Annotated in this window: 18 protein-coding genes; 14 read left to right on the top strand and 4 right to left on the bottom strand. The window is 73.0% G+C overall.

Annotated elements, in window-relative coordinates; translation table 11 throughout:
- Positions 1-507: 507 nt before the first annotated feature.
- The 6 genes from ACFQBR_RS28890 (at position 508) to ACFQBR_RS28865 (ending at position 3225) form a co-directional block, all read left to right on the top strand.
- Positions 508-801 (top strand): hypothetical protein, encoded by a 294-nt coding sequence (locus ACFQBR_RS28890; RefSeq protein ID WP_267947549.1) that lies wholly within the window; start codon positions 508-510, stop codon positions 799-801.
- A gap of 178 nt (positions 802-979) precedes the next feature.
- Positions 980-1399 (top strand): MarR family winged helix-turn-helix transcriptional regulator, encoded by a 420-nt coding sequence (locus ACFQBR_RS28885; protein ID WP_344184050.1) that lies wholly within the window; start codon positions 980-982, stop codon positions 1397-1399.
- A 21-nt stretch (positions 1400-1420) separates the two neighbouring features.
- Complete coding sequence (locus ACFQBR_RS28880; RefSeq protein WP_267947547.1) at positions 1421-1876, top strand: hypothetical protein; 456 nt, start codon at positions 1421-1423, stop codon at positions 1874-1876.
- Positions 1873-2139 (top strand): hypothetical protein, encoded by a 267-nt coding sequence (locus ACFQBR_RS28875; RefSeq protein WP_267947546.1) that lies wholly within the window; start codon positions 1873-1875, stop codon positions 2137-2139. The genes ACFQBR_RS28880 and ACFQBR_RS28875 overlap by 4 nt, the downstream gene beginning before the upstream one ends.
- The gene (locus ACFQBR_RS28870; RefSeq protein ID WP_344184051.1) at positions 2136-2468 is read left to right on the top strand and encodes a rhodanese-like domain-containing protein; all 333 of its coding nucleotides are present in this window, start codon (positions 2136-2138) and stop codon (positions 2466-2468) included. Before ACFQBR_RS28875 ends, ACFQBR_RS28870 begins: the two co-directional genes overlap by 4 nt.
- A 133-nt stretch (positions 2469-2601) precedes the next feature.
- On the top strand, positions 2602-3225 hold the full coding sequence (locus ACFQBR_RS28865; RefSeq protein ID WP_344184052.1) for a DUF4333 domain-containing protein: 624 nt from the start codon (positions 2602-2604) through the stop codon (positions 3223-3225).
- 100 nt (positions 3226-3325) lie between these two features.
- Here the strand turns inward: ACFQBR_RS28865 and ACFQBR_RS28860 are convergent, their stop codons facing one another.
- Positions 3326-3520, bottom strand: coding sequence for a DUF397 domain-containing protein (locus ACFQBR_RS28860; protein ID WP_267947543.1), 195 nt, complete (start codon positions 3518-3520; stop codon positions 3326-3328).
- Positions 3513-4418, bottom strand: a complete 906-nt coding sequence (locus ACFQBR_RS28855; RefSeq protein ID WP_378554897.1) for a helix-turn-helix domain-containing protein — start codon at positions 4416-4418, stop codon at positions 3513-3515. The genes ACFQBR_RS28860 and ACFQBR_RS28855 overlap by 8 nt, the downstream gene beginning before the upstream one ends.
- A 182-nt stretch (positions 4419-4600) precedes the next feature.
- Between ACFQBR_RS28855 and ACFQBR_RS28850 the strand changes: the two genes are divergently transcribed.
- From ACFQBR_RS28850 to ACFQBR_RS28835, 4 genes are all read left to right on the top strand, one after another.
- On the top strand, positions 4601-5266 hold the full coding sequence (locus ACFQBR_RS28850; protein WP_344184054.1) for an ATP-binding protein: 666 nt from the start codon (positions 4601-4603) through the stop codon (positions 5264-5266).
- 368 nt (positions 5267-5634) lie between these two features.
- Positions 5635-6627, top strand: a complete 993-nt coding sequence (locus ACFQBR_RS28845; RefSeq protein ID WP_344184055.1) for a Bug family tripartite tricarboxylate transporter substrate binding protein — start codon at positions 5635-5637, stop codon at positions 6625-6627.
- Positions 6624-7199, top strand: coding sequence for a tripartite tricarboxylate transporter TctB family protein (locus ACFQBR_RS28840; RefSeq protein WP_344184056.1), 576 nt, complete (start codon positions 6624-6626; stop codon positions 7197-7199). The genes ACFQBR_RS28845 and ACFQBR_RS28840 overlap by 4 nt, the downstream gene beginning before the upstream one ends.
- Complete coding sequence (locus tag ACFQBR_RS28835; protein WP_267947538.1) at positions 7200-8753, top strand: tripartite tricarboxylate transporter permease; 1554 nt, start codon at positions 7200-7202, stop codon at positions 8751-8753.
- Between the two features lie 93 nt (positions 8754-8846).
- Here ACFQBR_RS28835 and ACFQBR_RS28830 read toward each other — a convergent pair whose 3' ends face one another.
- Positions 8847-9443 carry a GNAT family N-acetyltransferase gene (locus tag ACFQBR_RS28830; RefSeq protein WP_344184058.1) on the bottom strand — a complete coding sequence of 199 codons (597 nt, stop codon included), beginning with the start codon at positions 9441-9443 and terminating at the stop codon, positions 8847-8849.
- Positions 9444-9524: 81 nt separating this feature from the next.
- On the opposite strand from ACFQBR_RS28830, the gene ACFQBR_RS28825 reads away from it, so the two are divergent.
- The 4 genes from ACFQBR_RS28825 (at position 9525) to lpdA (ending at position 15683) form a co-directional block, all read left to right on the top strand.
- On the top strand, positions 9525-10640 hold the full coding sequence (locus ACFQBR_RS28825) for a winged helix DNA-binding domain-containing protein (RefSeq protein WP_344184059.1): 1116 nt from the start codon (positions 9525-9527) through the stop codon (positions 10638-10640).
- Positions 10641-10839: 199 nt separating this feature from the next.
- A complete protein-coding gene (locus ACFQBR_RS28820; protein ID WP_344184060.1) occupies positions 10840-12804 on the top strand; it encodes a hypothetical protein in 1965 nt (654 codons plus the stop codon).
- A 314-nt stretch (positions 12805-13118) separates the two neighbouring features.
- The gene (locus tag ACFQBR_RS28815; protein ID WP_344184061.1) at positions 13119-14096 is read left to right on the top strand and encodes a DedA family protein; all 978 of its coding nucleotides are present in this window, start codon (positions 13119-13121) and stop codon (positions 14094-14096) included.
- A 180-nt stretch (positions 14097-14276) separates the two neighbouring features.
- Entirely contained in the window at positions 14277-15683 is a 1407-nt protein-coding gene (gene lpdA / locus ACFQBR_RS28810; RefSeq protein WP_344184062.1) for a dihydrolipoyl dehydrogenase, read from the top strand.
- Between the two features lie 61 nt (positions 15684-15744).
- Here the strand turns inward: lpdA and ACFQBR_RS28805 are convergent, their stop codons facing one another.
- Complete coding sequence (locus ACFQBR_RS28805) at positions 15745-16260, bottom strand: 2,4'-dihydroxyacetophenone dioxygenase family protein (RefSeq protein ID WP_267947532.1); 516 nt, start codon at positions 16258-16260, stop codon at positions 15745-15747.
- Positions 16261-16510: the final 250 nt, after the last annotated feature.

Here is a 16510-nt window from a genome sequence, read left to right as displayed (position 1 = left end):
GATAAATGCTAGGGCATGGGTGGGGTGGGTGTGTGCATTACCGGGAGGTAATGTGTTCGGATTTTCGAGTTGCCGCGTTCCACCAGGACGAACATGCGGAGTCCGCCCTTTTCACTTCGGTGGAATTAGTGACTTTCGCCCGAATTAACAGCTTTTTTCGGACTCACTGAACGGCGGTAAACGGCTGCTCTGTTTCCGCACTCCACTCCGGCCCAGAACCCCCGCCCGGGGCGGAAACCCGGCCGCCCGTCCACCGGGACGGCGGACCGGCCGATGGACCTTGCGCGCCGCCGCCGGACCTGCCTAGCCTGGGAGGCCGCGCGCGGGCGGTCCCCGTGCGTGCCCCGCCCCGGGCCTCGGGGACGGCCCGGAGCCGGACCGACCCCGGCGCGACGCCCCCGCCGGAGACCGGCGGACGACCTGAGGAGAGTGACGTGATGGGCCTGCCAACCTAGCCGCCCGCCCGGAGAGACCGGGAGCACGGGCGGCGGTTCGGGTGAGGAAACCATGTCCCGTACGGACAAGACGAAGCCGGTGTGGGTCCGCTGTGCCGAGCACGACCCCAGGCCCGTCCACGATCACCGCCACGGCGGCTGCGACCTGCCTCCCGCTCCGGCCCGGGAGGACGCCGGCACGCGCTGCCGGTGGGAGCACAGCGCCGGCATCACCTGCTGCCTGGGCCCCAACGGCCGTGCAGCCAAGAGGGAGATGGGCGAGATGAACCGGGCCGAGAACCGCAGGAACCGCCAGGCGGCCCGTCGCGAGGCCCGCCGCCGCGCCGCGGACGAGAACGGCGGCTGATCCTCCGGGCACGTTCCGGAGGGCCCTACCGGGGCCCCGCCGGGGCCGCGGGTCGCCGCCTCCGGGCGGCGGCCCCGCCCGTCCGCGCGAAGGGCCCCGGGAAGGTCCGCGCAGGCCCGCGGCCCGGCGCGCGAAAGACGCCCGCGATCCGCGAACCCCCGGCCGGTAGCCTGGCCCCATGCCGGAACCACCTCCCTTCAGCCCCACCGTCACCCTGCTCACGGTCGGCCGCGTGTGGGAGGCCTCCTTCAACCAGGCCCTGAAGCCCCTCGGACTGACCACCCGCAAGTACGGGCTCCTGGGACACGTCCGCGGGACCCCGGGCATCTCCTTCAGCGAGCTGGCCCGGCGCTCGCGGATCACCGTGCAGAGCGCCCACTCCGCCGTCGCCGCGTTCGTCCGAGCCGGTCTCGTCGACGACGGGACCGCGCACGCCGGCTCCGCGTCGAGCCTGCGGGTCACGGCCGAGGGGGAGGCCCTGCTCGCCCGCGCCGCCGAGGTGGTGTCACGGCTCGACGCGGAGTTCGCCGAGCGGCACCCCGAGCTGACCGAGGCGCTGCGCGTCCAGATGGCACGGGTGGTGTCGGACCCCGACTGACCTTCAGGTAGCCTGAAGGTCATGGAAGCCTTCTTGCTGTCCGTCCATGTCGTGGCGGGCATTCTCTTCGTCGGCCCCGTGGCCGTGACCACCAGCCTGTTCCCCCGGTACGCGCCTGTGACCGCCGCACCCGCGGGAGCGGACCGGGCGGAGCGGAGCACCGACACCGCCCGGCTGCTGCACCGCATCACCCGCGTCTACGGCGTCCTGGCGCTCACGGTCCCGGTCGTCGGCCTCGTCCTCGCCTTCGTCCAGGGCCGCACGACCGAGATCTGGATCGTCGTCGCGATGGTGCTCACCGCCGTCGCCGGCGCGCTGCTCGCCCTACGGATCGCGCCGCTCCAGCGGGAGGCGCTCGGCTCCCCCGACGACGGCGCCCGCCTGCGACGCCTGGGCATGCTGACCGGCCTGTTCAACCTGTTGTGGGTGGTCGTCGTGGTGCTCATGATCGTGCGCCCCGGATCGAGCTACTCGTGACCCCGCTGCTGCGCACGCTCTCCGTGCTCTCGGCACTCGAACTCGTCAGCGTCCTCGGGCTCCTGCTGAACCTCGCCACCGTGCACCACGACGCGGTCGCGAGCGTCCTCGGCCCGACCCACGGCGCGCTCTACCTGGCCACCGCCGTCACGGCGCTCCTCGGCGGCGGCCTGGCGACGCGGACCCGCCTCGGCGCGCTCGTGCCGGTGCTGAGCGGCCCGCTCACCATGGTCAACGTGCGACGGGAGGCCCGGAACCCGTGAGCCTGCGACACTACCTGCGCCGTCCCCCGGCCGTCACCGCCGCCGAAGCGGTCCGCCTCGTCGCGGAGGGCGCGCTCGTCGTGGACGTGCGCCGCGAGTTCGAGTGGAGGCGGACGCACATCCCGGGGGCCGTGCACATACCGCTGGAGCAGCTGCCCGAACGCTCCGTGGAACTCCCCGAGGACCGCCTGCTCATCACCTTCTGCACCGGAGGCATCCGGTCGGCCGGAGCGGCGAACCTGCTGGTGGAGTACGGTTTCGACGCTGTCAACATGAGCCGCGGCCTCGTGGACTGGCGCGCTGCCGGCGGACCGCTCACCGACCGGTGAGCGATCGTGTCCCCGGGGTCGACCCCTCCCCCGCGAGGACACGGAAGAATACCGAAGCGCTTCGCGACGGAACCGGCGCCGCTTTCACCCGGTCTGTTCCCCCGTCAGGTCCCACAACCTTCAGGAGGCCGCGATGCGGCAGACCAGACGTCAGCGAGTCGTCACCGGAGCGGTTCTGGGCGCCCTGCCCCTGCTCATGGCCACCGGCTGCTCCTTCAGCTTCGGCGGCCCCGGCGCCGTCGGGGCCGAAGAGGTCGCCCAGAGGTCCAGCGAGATGCTGGCCGAGCAGGTCGGCCAGACCCCCGACGACCTCACCTGCTCCGACGACCTCCCCGCCGAGGTGGGGGCCGAGATCCGCTGCGAGCTGACCAACGGCGGCGAGACCGTCGGCGTGACCGTCACGACGACGGCGGTGGACGGCTCCGACGTCCAGTGGGAGGTCCAGGTCGACGAGCAGACGGCCGACGACGCCTCCGTCGAGGACGAGGCCGGGGAGGAGACCCCGGCCGCCGGGGCGAGCGGTGGCGCCGTCGACGCCGCCCAGGTCGCCCAGAGGTCCAGCGAGATGCTGGCCGAGCAGGTCGGCCACGCCCCCGAGGACTTCAGCTGCTCCCAGGACCTCCCCGCCGAGGTGGGCGCCGAGATCCGCTGCAACCTCGTGGACGGGGGCACGAACTACGGGGTGACCGTCACGACGACCGCGGTCGAGGGCACCGACGTCCAGTGGGACATCCAGGTGGACGACGCGCCCCTGTAGGGAGGCGGGAGGCCGGTCCCCGGGCGGCTCCGCCCGGGGACCGGCCTCCCGACGACCACCGCGGTTGACCGCCTCGCCGGTCGGCCGCGGTGATCCAGGCCTAGGAGGCCCCGCTCTTCACACCTCGGAGGAAGTCGGACCAGGCGCCGGCGGTGTACTCGACGTGGCCGAGAGGGCGGTTCCGGGTGTCACGCACCAGCACCCGCTCCCCCTCCGCCACCTCCACACAGCTTCCCTGTCCCGAGCTGTGGCTGCTCTTGTGCCACACGTGCCTGTCGAGGCCATGCTCAATCATCAATGCCCTTCCTGACCTTCCTGACCAGTTCGACGGAGGCCGCCATCGGCAGCGCCTCGGCTTGCAGGAAACCGAAGATGGTCATGCACTTCTGCACGGTATCCAGGTCATCGATCAACACCTCGCCGGCCGTGTACTCGGCCGAGGCCAGGGCCGGCCTGTCGGGGAAGGTGTAGATCCGGAACGGGCCGGCCGTCCCGTAGTGGTTCCGAACATCCGTCGGCACGACCTGGAAGCGGATCTTTCCCCTCTCCGCAAGCTCGAGCACGCGATCCAGCTGGGCAGCCTGAATACTTTCGTCCCCTATCGCACGACTCAGGACGAACTCCTCGACCACGATGGTCACCAGTGGGGAGCCGTCCTTCGCCAGGAGGGACCGGCGGCCCGTGCGGGATGTGACCATCTGCTTGACCTCGGTGTCGGAGGCCCACGGCAGAGCGTCACTGATGGCAGCCCGGGCATAGGCGTCCGTCTGGATCAGCCCCGGGACGAGCTGGCACTGGTACTCCCTCAGCTCAGAAACCCGCTGTTCGATTTCGGGAACCTGCTCGTACCACTTTGGGAGATTTTCAGGCGTTTCCGCATTCTCGTACACCCGGACGAGGCGGCCGTTCGCATTGAGCGCGCGATCGAGGGCGAGCGCCTGCGCCGCGCTCATCCCCCGAATGCCGTTCTCCCACGCCGACACCTGGGCGGGAACCACCCCGGCGTGGGGCGCCACGTCCTTCTGCCGCAGGTTCGCACCCGTGCGCAGGGCCCGCAGCTCACCGCCCACCTTGCGCCATTTGGCCTTGCCGCGCTTCTTCTCCATGTCCGCCCGATCGCCCGAGGGGAAAACCAGTGGGACCACACTGCCGTAGACCTGCAACCGGCAACAACCGATTCCCTGATCACGCACCAACCTGGTTGTTTCCCTTTCCCTCCCGGCCGGGACGGTCCATTGTGTTTCCTATGGGCCGGACCCCATCCGCACCGCCGACGTCAGGGCAGCTCACAACCGGCCCTCCACCAGTCGGGAACTCTCGGGCCCCGCATTTCGGAGGCCCCGAAACGGGGATTCAAGTGGGATCAGTGATCCGTATGGAGCAACGGCGGGACAACCAGGTGGAGAGCGGCGCCCCTCCGCGCCTCCCCCGGAGGACCACCGATCCCCGCGACCGCGCGGCCATCCTGGTGGAACCGGATCCCGTGGGCATCGGCCACTCCCTCACCCTCGCGGGGGTCCCGGAGACGGCCTCGATCCTGCGCCGGCGGCTCGCCTCGCTCGCCTCGCTGCCGCCCCGGTCCACCGAACTGCTCCAGTGCCTCGCCTCGGAGCTGTTCAACAACGCGATCACCCACTCGCTGAGCGGCGCCGAGGGCGGCGAGGTCGTCGTCACCCTGCACCGGCTCCGGGGCCGGGTCCAGGTCAGGGTCACCGACCAGGGACCGCGCACCGAGGGCGCCGCCTCCCCGCACGTGCGCCCCCTGGCCCCGGACCGGGTCGGCGGCCGGGGCCTGCGCCTGGTCGCGTTGCAGTCCGACCGGTGGGGCACGCTGCACGAGGACGGACGGACCACCGTGTGGTTCGAGCTGGACCGCCCCGGAGCCCCCACAGCGCGCCACCCCTCCGCCCCCGGGGCCGCGGAGGCACGCGGGACCATCAGGGTCGCCGGGACCTCCGAGGCCACGAGGACCGCCGGGCCCGTGGGAGCCGCGCCTCCCGGGCCGGCGTCCCCCGCCTCCGACAGCGGTGGCGGCCGGTGAGGGCGGGCAACGGCCGCGCCCCCGGAACGGACGCCCCGGGAGGCCGGACGACGGGAGGCGGGGAGGCGGGCTGGGGCTGACGCGGGCGCCGCCCCGGCGAGGCCCCGCCCCGACCGGGACGCCGCCGCGCCCCCGGGCCACACCCGCGACGGGTGGGCGCCGACCGGGCGAACAAAAAAACCACTGTGTCCAAAACGACCAAAAGTCATCCTTCCAGGCAATCCGTAGGACATGCTCACGCAACCGAAGCGAAATGCGACCGGCGACACGTAGACGTGTAACGGCCGCCACTGCCCGCCTCGGGAGGTCCGCCGGCCCGCGAGCGCCCGCACGCGCCGCGGACCGGTAGCAACGGAGAGAGCCAACCCATGAGCATGCAGCGCATCCTGCGCGTCGGCGGCGCGGTCGCGGCGGCCGTCGTCATCGGCGCCGCGGCGGTCAACGCCTCGTCGACCGGCGGCGACGGCGGCGAGGCCGTGCGCAGCCGCCTCACCACCATCGTGCCCGCCGCTCCCGGCGGCGGCTGGGACCTGGTCGGACGCGAGGGGCAGAACGCCCTCCGAGAGGGCGGCATCGTCGCCAACAACCAGGTCGTCAACGTCCCCGGCGCGGGCGGCACCATCGGGCTCGCGCAGGCGGTCCGCCAGGAGGGCCGCGCCAACACGCTGATGGTGACCGGCACGGTCATGATCGGCAGCATCATCGTCAACAACTCCTCGCACGACCTCCGGGACGTCACCCCCATCGCCCGGCTGGCCGACGACTACGAGGTGATCGTGGTCCCCGCCGACTCCCCCTACCAGGACATGGGCGACCTGGCCGAGGCCTGGCGCGAGGACCCGGGCGGCACGGCGGTCGGCGGCGGCTCCCTGGGCGGCACCGACCACCTGCTGGCCGGACTCGTCGCCTCCGAGGTCGACGTCGATCCCCGCGACGTCAACTACATCGCCTTCTCCGGCGGCGGCGAGGCGCTGACCTCGCTGCTGTCGGGCAGCGTCGACGTCGGCATCAGCGGCTTCAACGAGTTCAGCGACCAGATCGAGGCGGGCAACGTGCGCGCCCTGGGCGTCTCCGCGCACGAGCGCGTCGAGGGCATCGACGTCCCGACGCTGGCCGAGCAGGACATCGACGCGGTCCTGCCCAACTGGCGCGGCCTCGTGGCCCCTCCCGGCATCACCGAGGCCGAGCGGGCCGAGCTGACCGAGATCGTCACCGAGATGCACGACACCCCGGAGTGGGCGCAGACCCTGGAGCGCAACCGCTGGGACGACACCTTCCAGACCGGCGCGGAGTTCGAGGAGTTCCTCGCCCTGGAGACCGAGCGCATCAACACCATCACCGAAGAACTGGGCCTGTCTTGAGTACCGACGCCACCACCCCCGCACGGGCCACGGAGCCCGACGCCCCGCCCCGGCCGCCCTGGTGGCAGGGCAGGTCCGAACTGCTGGTCGCCGCCCTGGTGCTGGGCATCGCCGGGTTCATCGCCGTGCAGACCGCCGCCATCCCCGTGCCGACCGGCACCGAGCCGCCCGGCCCGCGCTTCTTCCCGACCCTGGTCGCGGTCTTCATGGGCGCCGTCGGCCTCGCCCTGGCCGTGCAGGTCGTCCTGCGGCCGGCCCGCCCCGCGCAGGCCGCCGAGCAGGCCCCGGGCGCCGACGCCGCCGAGACCGGCGAGGACGCGCCCGTGCGCATCGACTGGCGCTGCCTGGGCATCGTCGTCGCCACGATGACGGTGTTCATCGCCATCCTCCAGCCGGTGGGCTGGCTCCTGTCCGCGGCGCTGCTGTTCTTCGGGATCGCCTACGCCCTGGGCAGCCGCCGCCTCCTGTTCGACGCGGTGCTGTCCCTGACGTTCTCCTCCCTCATCCAGCTCGCCTTCGTCGCCGGCCTCGGCCTGAACCTGCCGGCCGGAATCCTCGGAGGCATCTTCTAGATGGACGTCGTCGACAACCTCATGGCGGGGTTCGCCAACGCGCTGAGCCCCGAGTACCTCTTCCTGGCCCTGGTGGGCGTCGTCCTCGGCACCGCCGTGGGCGTGGTGCCCGGCCTGGGCTCCTCCATGGCCGTCGCGCTGCTGCTCCCGGTCACCTTCCACCTCGACCCCACCGGCGCGTTCATCATGTTCGCCGGCGTCTACTACGGCGGGCTGTTCGGCGACTCGACCGCCGCCATCCTCATGAACACGCCCGGGCAGGCCTCGGCCATCGCCACCGCCATCGAGGGGCACAAGATGGCGAGGCGCGGGCGGGCGCCGCAGGCGCTGGCCACAGCGGCGATCGGAGCCTTCATCGGCGCGATCGTGTCCACGGCGCTGGTGGCGTTCTTCTCCCCGGTCATCGTGGAGCTGGCGCTCCGATTCGGTCCGGCCGAGTACTTCGCGCTCACGGTCTTCGCGTTCGTCGCCACGTCCGCCGTGGTCTCGAACTCGGCCGTACGCGGCCTGATCGCCCTGGGCATCGGCCTGGCCATCTCGATGGTGGGCATCGACAGCCTCAGCGGGGCCGAGCGCTTCACCCTGGGCGTCCCCCAGCTCTTCGAGGGCTTCAGCATCATCACCGTGACCGTGGCGCTGCTGGCCGTCGGCGAGGTGTTCCACGTGGCCGCCACCGCCCACGCGGGCGGCGGGGTCGGCGGCTCCCTCCGACGCGCCGGCACTCCGTGGCTGGGCCGCGCCGACCTGCGGCGCACCTTCCCGGCCTGGATGCGCGGCACCCTGTTCGGCCTGCCGTTCGGGTCGATCCCGGCGGGCGGCTCGGAGATCCCGACCTTCCTGGCCTTCGGCGCCGAGCGCAAGCTCGCCGCGCGGCGCGCCCGGCGCGGCACCGGCGAGGACGAGTTCGGCAACGGGGCGATCGAGGGCGTGGCCGCCCCGGAGGCCGCCGCGAGCGCGACCGCCGGAACCGCCATGGGCACCCTGCTGGGGCTGGGGCTGCCCACCTCGGCCACGGCGGCGATCATGCTCGCCGCCTTCCAGCAGTACGGCATGCAGCCCGGGCCGCTGCTCTTCGAGCGCAACGCCGACCTGGTGTGGGCACTCCTGGCCAGCCTGTTCATCGGCAGCGTCATGCTGCTCATCCTGAACCTGCCCTTCGCACCGCTGTGGGCGAAGCTGCTGCTGGTCCCCAAGCCGTACATGTACGCCGGTATCGCCGTGTTCTCGTCCCTGGGCGTGTACGCGGCCGCCTCCTCCATGGTGGATCTGTGGCTGATGCTGATCCTGGGTCTGGTGGCGCTGATGATGCGCCGCTTCGACATCCCGCTGGCCCCGGTGCTGATCGCGGTCGTCCTGGGACCGGTGGCCGAGACCGAGCTGCGCCGCGCACTGGCCGTGGGCCAGGGTGACGTGTCGGTGCTCGTGGACGGCGGGATCACCCTGGGGATCTACGGGCTGCTCCTGGCGATCGGCCTGGTCGTGGCCGTCGGCCGGCTCCGCGCCCGGCGGGCCGCGGGCAGGGCCGCCCCACCGGTGGAGGCCGGCCGCGGCTGACCCCTCCCCGACCCCTCGCAAGGCGGCGGCGCGGACCGCGGTCCGCGCCGCCGCCGCGTGCGCGGGGTCGGCGGGAGCCGCGGGCCGCAGGGCCTACCGGGTGCGCGGTCCCCCCTCCAGGCGGGCCCGCACGTCCGGCCACTCGGCGCGCAGCACCGAGTAGTACACGGCGTCGCGGCGCCGCCCGCCCGGCATGACGTTGTACGAGCGCAGCACGCCCTCCTCCGTCGCGCCGACCGCGCGCAGGCCCCGGCGGGCCCGCTCGTTGAGCACGTCGGTCTTGAACTCCACCCGCTCCGCGCCCATCCCCTCGAACGCGTGCCGCATGAGCAGGAACTTCGCCCAGTGGTTCACGCCCCGGCCGCGGAAGTCGCGGCCCAGCCACGAACTGCCGACCTCCAGGCGCAGGTCCTTCTCCGAGAGGTTGCCGTAGCTCATGCTGCCCGCCACGCGCCCGCTCGCCAGGTCGGTGACCGTGAACGTCGTACGCCTGCCGGCGTCGCTCGCGGCCAGGTAGGAGTCGAAGAACTCCTCGAAGCCCGCCTCGTCGTCCACCCTGGTCACGAAGTACGTCCAGATGTCGGGGTCGAGCGCCTGCTCGCGCCACCCCGCCCTGTCGGCCTCCACGACCGGCGTGAGCGACACGTGCCCGTTCTCCAGCCGCACCCTCGACCTCTCGGTCCACGACATGCGCCCTCCCCTGCTCCGACCGGTGTGTCCGTGCCGGATTGTAGTGTTCGACCACCAACCGGACCCCGGAGGAGCCGAGCGATGGCCACCACCCGCACCGTCATCTCCCGGCGGGCGCTCAACCGCGCCACCCTGGACCGCCAGCTCCTCCTGCGGCGGGTGGACCTGCCGGTCACCGACGTGGTCACCCGCCTCGCCGGGCTCCAGGCGCAGACCACACACACCTGGTACGCCGGGCTGGAGAACCGGATCGAGGGCCTGGCCCCCGAGACGGTCGGCCGCCTCCTCACCGACGGCGCGCTCGTCCGCGTCACGCTCATGCGCGGCACCCTCCACCTGGTCACCCCAGAGGACTGCCGGTTCCTCCGCCCGACCGTCCAACCCGGCGTCGACCGGGTGCTCGCGCACAGCACGCACGGCCGGGCCGCACGGGGGCTGGACCCCGACGAGGTCGCGGCGGCCGGGTACGAGATCCTCACCCGCGCCCCGCTCGACCTGCGCGCGCTCGGCGCCCGGCTCAACGAGCGGTGGCCGGATGTGGAGGGCGCCCACCTGGCACAGGTCGTCAAGGCCCGCCTGCCCGTGCTCCAGATCCCGCCGCGCGGCGTGTGGGGCGCCTCCGGCCCGGCCGTGCTCGCACCCGCCGACACCTGGACGGGGCTGCCCATGGACGCCGCGCCGGACCCGGAGGGGATGGTGCTGCGCTACCTGGCCGCGTTCGGACCCGCCGGGGTGATGGACGCGCAGGCGTGGTCCGGGCTGACCCGGCTGGGCGAGGTGTTCGACCGCCTGCGCGACAGGCTCGTGGTCCTGCGGGGGGAGGACGGCAAGGAGCTGTTCGACCTCCCCGACGCCCCGCGCCCCGACGGGGACACCTCCGCGCCGGTCCGCCTGCTGTACGACTTCGACAACCTGCTGCGCGGGCACGCCGACCGCAGCCGGGTCGTCTCCGACGAGGACCTCGGGCGGCTCACCTCCCGCAACGGGATGCCGCCCGCGACCGTGCTGGTCGACGGGGAGGTGCGCGCCTCCTGGAAGGTCGTGCGGACCGGTCGGAACGCCGCCGTCGAGGTGGTCCCGTTCGCCCCGATCAGCGGGGCCGACCGCGACGAGGTGGAGGAGGAGGGGCTGCGGATGCTGCGGTTCCTCGCCGCGGACCGGGGCGGGCACGAGGTGCGGTTCGCCCCGACGGCCTGAGTGCCTTCGGACACCCTCCGAACACCCTCCGCGCGACCCCCCTGCGGCCTCCGAACGGACCCGGCCGGGGAGCCCCGCCTCCGATCCGGGCGGACACCGCGCGACCGCCGCACGAACCAGCGGGGACGGGCCGGGAAGCCCGTTATCCACGCACGTGGGCGACCACGGACACAACGTGCGGGTATGGAAGGATTCACGGGTGACTGATGAGTTCCGCGCCGCGTTCCAACGGGTGCTCGACACCGCCGCCAGCCAGGCCCCCGGGTTCCCGGCAGCCGTGCACGACGTGTTCCGGCTGTCCTCGCAGGTGTCCAAGGAAGAACTCGCGATCGCACTGGAGGCGCTCGCCCCCGTGCTCGGCGACTCCGAACGGGTCGCGGGCATCGCCGCCGACCTCTCCGTCCTGGCGGGGGCCCTGGTCGAGTCCGGCGCCCCCGCGGGAGAGGTGGGACTGGAGGTACTCCGACAGCTCGGAAGCTACGGTCAGGCCGCGGTGGCGTTCATGCACGCCTGGGACAAGACCGGCGGCGGCCCCCTCCCCGCCCCCGCCGACGTGTCCGAACCCGAGGAGCAGCGCGTCGAGGAGGTCCTCGGCGACAACGCGCCCCTGGCCACCGTCGGCTGGTGGACCTCCCTCCGCTACGGCCTGGCGGCCAAGGCCATGCTCGGCGACCCCGGGGTGCGCGCCGCCGTGCGCGCCGACACCAGCGCCCTGGACGGGCTCAGCCAGATCACCCGGGCCCTCTCCACCCAGCTCACCGAGTTCGCCGAGGTGAGCGAACTCCTGCGGATGGCCGAGGCCGACACCGTGCTCGTGCTCGACCGCGCCTCGTGGCGCGGCTTCCGGGTGCGCTTCGACGGCATCGGCGACAACTTCCAGCTGCACACCCTCCTCGCGGACGCCCTCATCGGCAAGGAGGGCCGCCTCGTCCCCGGCACCCGGCCCGACCCGCGGTGGACCTCCGCGTGCCGGGACACCCCCGCCGACCCCCTCGCGGACGTCGTGCGCGGCGAGTGGGACCTGGTCGGCGGCAACGGCGAGTGGGTCGGCAACGAGGCCCTGCCCGGCGACATCCCGGTGGTCGACGGCGAACGCGTGCTGGTCCTGGAGCCCCAGACGCTCACGCACTCGTGGAGGGCGGGGCGCAGGCACCCGCACATCCCCGGCTCGCTGGAGGTCGTGGCGGAGCTGCGACACGACGAGGCGGCGGCCTGGTGGGCGCGGATGCACCCCGCGGGGTCGGTGCGCCACCCGCTGGCGCCGCCGATCGAGAACGAGGACACCGGCACGCACCGCAGGCCCCCGCGCCACTTCGGGGTGGCCGCGCACTACGCCGAGGTGGACTCCGGACCGATGTCGGCGGCGTTCGCCGCCCTGGACCCGGAGAGCCTGCGGGAGGACCCCTTCGCCACGGGCGCCGCCGACCCCGCCGGAACCGCGGGCGGGGACGCCGACGACCGCCCGGCGCGGACGGACGTCCCTGCCGGGGACGCGGCCCCCTTCGGGGGCGGGGACCCGCTCCGGCCCGGGGACCCGTCGTCCGCGTCCGCTCCCCCTTCGGAGGACCGGTGGGAGCTGCCGCCGGAGTTCCGCGACGACTACGGCCGCGCGTCCTCCCCGGAACCCGACCACGGGGAGGACGACGACCCGCTGTTCGGTTCGCCGCCGAGCACGCCGACCTCGTCCGACCCGTGGGAGGCGCCGCAGGGGCGCACGGGCGGTTTCGGCGGCGGCGTGCCCGCGGACCCGCCCGGGGCCCGTGACGAACTGGGGCTGCGCGACGAGTCCGCCGGCCGGTTCGAGCCGGGCGAGGGCGACCGCTTCGGGTTCCGCAACGGCTCCTCGTACGACGGCGCCCCCGACGGCCCGGAACCGGCCGGGGCCCGCGACGGATCCGAGCCGTTCGGGTGGGCCGCCGACCCGCCGCCGCCCGCCGTTCCCGGCCACCCGGAGGCGTCCGGGGCGTTCGACCCCGGTCCGTGGGAGTCGGACCCGCCGCCGCCCGCCCCGGACCCTGTCGGGGACGGGGACGGGGCCCCGTCCGAGCAGGACGGCTCCCGCCGCCCGCCGGGCGCGCACCTGCTGCCGCCGATGCCCCCGGGTGTCTCGGACAGCTGGTCGTGGGCTCCCGGCTGGAAGTGGCCCACGCCGCCCGAGCGCTGAGGGCGACCGCCACGGGCCCGCGGGCCGCGACCCGTGGCCGGCCCGGGTCCCCGGCGCTCGCCGGCGCCGGTCCCGTCGGCCGGGGCGTCGAAGTTCCGGACCCTCGGCGACTGCGGCATGTGCTCCTCCTGCCGTCGTCGACACCGCTGGTACGGACCCGCCGGACGGGCGGAACTCATCGCGGTGTCCGCGACCGCCGGCGGGAGCCGGTACCGCACATGACACTTGTCATCGGCGACCGGTTGCAGCTCTCACACGGACGCCGTGACTCCTACGACTTCCGGGCCGCACACATGACAGGGGATCCTTGGTCCATGGCGACCACGCAGAAGCACACCTCCGGGAACCCGGACCGCCCCGCCCCCGGCACGGCGGCGGGAGCCCCTGACGCGACCCCCGGCGCGGGTTCCGACGAGGCCGACGGCAGAACCGCCGAGCAGATCGAGAAGGAGCGCAAGCAGGAGGAGGCGATGGAGGTCCTGCGGGCCATGAAGCCCTGGAAGGGCAAGGCGACCCGCCAGGACAAGGCCCTGCTGTTCACGGTCGTCGCGATCCCCCTGTTCTTCATGGCGCTGACCCCGCTGAAGCCCTTCCTGATCGCCGAGCACCCCGTCGGCCTCGCGTTCGTGACCGGCAGCAACGCGGCGATCGGCGCGGCCTCGGCCTTCGCCCGCATCGGGGAGATCCCCCTGTGGCTGGTGGTGGTCGCGGGCGTCGTCGGCAAGGTCAAGGTCGACTGGCTCTTCTGGTGGGTGGGCAGGCGCTGGGGCCGGGGCTTCGTCAACCTCATCGCCCAGGGCGACAAGGCGCAGCGGTTCGCGGACCGCGCCGAGGACATGAACCCCTGGATCATCCGGGCCGCGATGCCGCTCTCCTACCTCCCGGGCGTGCCCGCCCTCTTCGTCTACGTCGTCGCGGGCTGGACCGGCATGCGCCTGCGGACCTTCCTGCTGCTGGACGCCCTCGGCGCGCTGCTCCTGACGGCCACGGTCGCCGGCGTCGGCTACGCGGCGGGGCAGACCGGGGTGGACATCGTCCTGGCGGTGGACAGGTACGCCCTGTGGGTCACGCTCGCGATCGTCTTCGTGATGGCGTTCGTCCCGGTCGTCAAGCAGATGCGCCTGGCCAAGGCCGAGGAGGCCGCGAGGGCGGCCGAGGCCGCCGGGACCGCCGGGGACCACGACGGGGAGCGGTCCGGGGAATCCGCCGCCACCGGCGCCGAGGACGGCTCCGCCGCGGCCCCCGCGGGCGGGGAGCTCGCCGGCGCCGAAGGCCCCGCACCCCGCGCCTGACGGGCGGAAACCCCCCGGGGACACCCCTGTGACCAGCCGCGACGCCCGAACGCCCGACCGGTCCCGACCTGGTCACACACCCGGTGGCCTCACGCGACTAGGCTGGCGTTCGGCAATCGGACACCCCGGGCAAGCCGTCTGCGCTGGGTGCGTCACAAACACACTCAAGGAGATCCCGTCATGGGACAACGACACTTCGATCTGGTGGTCCTCGGCGCGGGGCCGGGTGGTTACGTGGCGGCCATCCGCGCCGCCCAGCTCGGCCTCAAGACCGCCGTCATCGAGGAGAAGTACTGGGGCGGCGTCTGCCTCAACGTGGGCTGCATCCCCTCCAAGGCGCTCCTGCGCAACGCCGAACTGGCCCACCTCTTCAACAACGAGGCCGACTTCTTCGGCATCAAGGTCGACGGCAAGGTCGAGTTCGACTACGGCAAGGCGCACAGCCGCAGCCGTGAGGTGGCCGACGGGCGCGTCAAGGGCGTCCACTTCCTCATGAAGAAGAACAAGATCACCGAGATCGACGGCCGCGGCACCTTCACCGACGACCACACGGTCGAGGTGCGCGGCGAAGACGGCTCCACCGAGACCGTCACCTTCGACCACGCCGTGATCGCGTCGGGCTCCTCCACCAAGCTGCTGCCCGGCACGGAGCTGTCCGAGCGGGTCGTCACCTACGAGCAGCAGATCCTCGACGAGAACCTGCCCGGGAGCATCGTCATCGCGGGCGCGGGCGCCATCGGCGTCGAGTTCGCGTACGTCCTGGCCAACTACGGCGTGGACGTCACGATCGTGGAGTTCCTGGACCGCCTCGTCCCCCTGGAGGACGAGGAGGTCTCCAAGGAGCTCGCCCGCGCCTACAAGAAGCTCGGCGTGAAGGTCATGACCTCCACCCGCGTGGAGTCGGTCGAGGACACCGGCGAGGGAGTCCGCGTCCACGTCACCGGCACCGACGACAAGAAGCAGACCCTGGAGGCCGACAAGCTCCTCCAGGCCATCGGCTTCGCCCCCAACGTCGAGGGATTCGGCCTCGACAAGACCGGCGTGGAGCTCACCGAGCGCGGCGCCGTCGCCATCGACGGCCGGGGCCGCACCAGCGTCCCGCACATCTTCGCGATCGGCGACGTCACCGCCAAGCTCATGCTGGCCCACACCGCCGAGGCCATGGGCATCGTCGCCGTCGAGACCATCGCGGGCGCGGAGACGCAGGAGATCGACTACAAGTTCATCCCCCGCGCCACCTACTGCCAGCCGCAGATCGCCAGCTTCGGCTACACCGAGAACGAGGCGCGCGAGGCCGGGTACGACGTCCAGGTCGCCAAGTTCCCGTTCATGGCCAACGGCAAGTCGCACGGGCTCGGCGACACCCGCGGCTTCGTCAAGGTGCTCTCCGACGCCAAGTACGGGGAGATCATCGGCGCCCACATGGTGGGTCCGGACGTCACCGAGCTGCTGCCCGAGCTGACCCTGGCCCAGCAGTGGGACCTGACCGTCCACGAGGTGTCGCGCAACATCCACGCGCACCCGACGCTCAGCGAGGCCGTCAAGGAGGCCGTGCACGGCCTCTCCGGGCACATGATCAACCTGTAGCCCCGCCCGCGGAGGTCCCCCGCCGCGCCCCCGGGCGGCGGCGGGGGACCCTGCCGCGCGGTCAGCGGATCAGGTCGTCGACGACGTTGCCCAGTCCCACGCTCTCGTAGTGCGCGCGGGCCATCTCGATCTTGGTGAACACGTCCTCGTAGCCGGTCTGGACGCCGTCGTCGTCCACGTAGACCATGGCCCCGCTGATGTTGAAGAACGTGACCATGTGGTCGCAGTCCTCGGGGACCGCGAGCGTGTGGATCTCGCCCGGCGGCTCGTACACGAAGTGCCCGGCCTCGGCCACCCAGGGGTGCTCGTGGTAGTGCCACTTGCCCTCGATGACGTAGCCGAACACGGCCCCGGGGTGCCGGTGCCGGGACACGATCCCGGACGCGGTGACCTTGAGCAGGTTGCACCACTGGCCCGTGACGGTGTTGAGCATCAGCGGACGGAACCAGACGTTCGGCGCCTGCGGGACCCACATGCGCGGGTCCTCGGGGACCGCGGGGATCGCGATCTCGGCGGGGATGCCCGGCGACGGTGCGATGCGCACGGGCTCGTTGGCGGATGCGGCGTTCGGTGACACGGTGTCCTCCCTGCTGTGCCGTCCGGCCCTGGGGCCGGCGCGGCTCGGTGTGGCCGGTCCTGCTCTGCTGCGCCTGGTCGCGGCGCCTGCCGTTCTTCCTTCGTGGAAGGCACCTGAGGAGCTGTCCGCCCCGCCCCACCGGGTGACCGGTGACGGTGGGAGCTCCCCAGGGCGTCTGTGGGGCGCGGGCGCGGGGCCGCGCCGCCCCGTGGGGCGCGGGCGCGGGCGCGGGGCCGCGCCGTGGGGCGCG

It is taken from the genome of Nocardiopsis tropica, from assembly GCF_042660575.1.
GTDB classification, from domain to species: Bacteria; Actinomycetota; Actinomycetes; order Streptosporangiales; family Streptosporangiaceae; genus Nocardiopsis; species Nocardiopsis tropica.
This window is presented reverse-complemented; position numbering and strand designations above follow the sequence as displayed.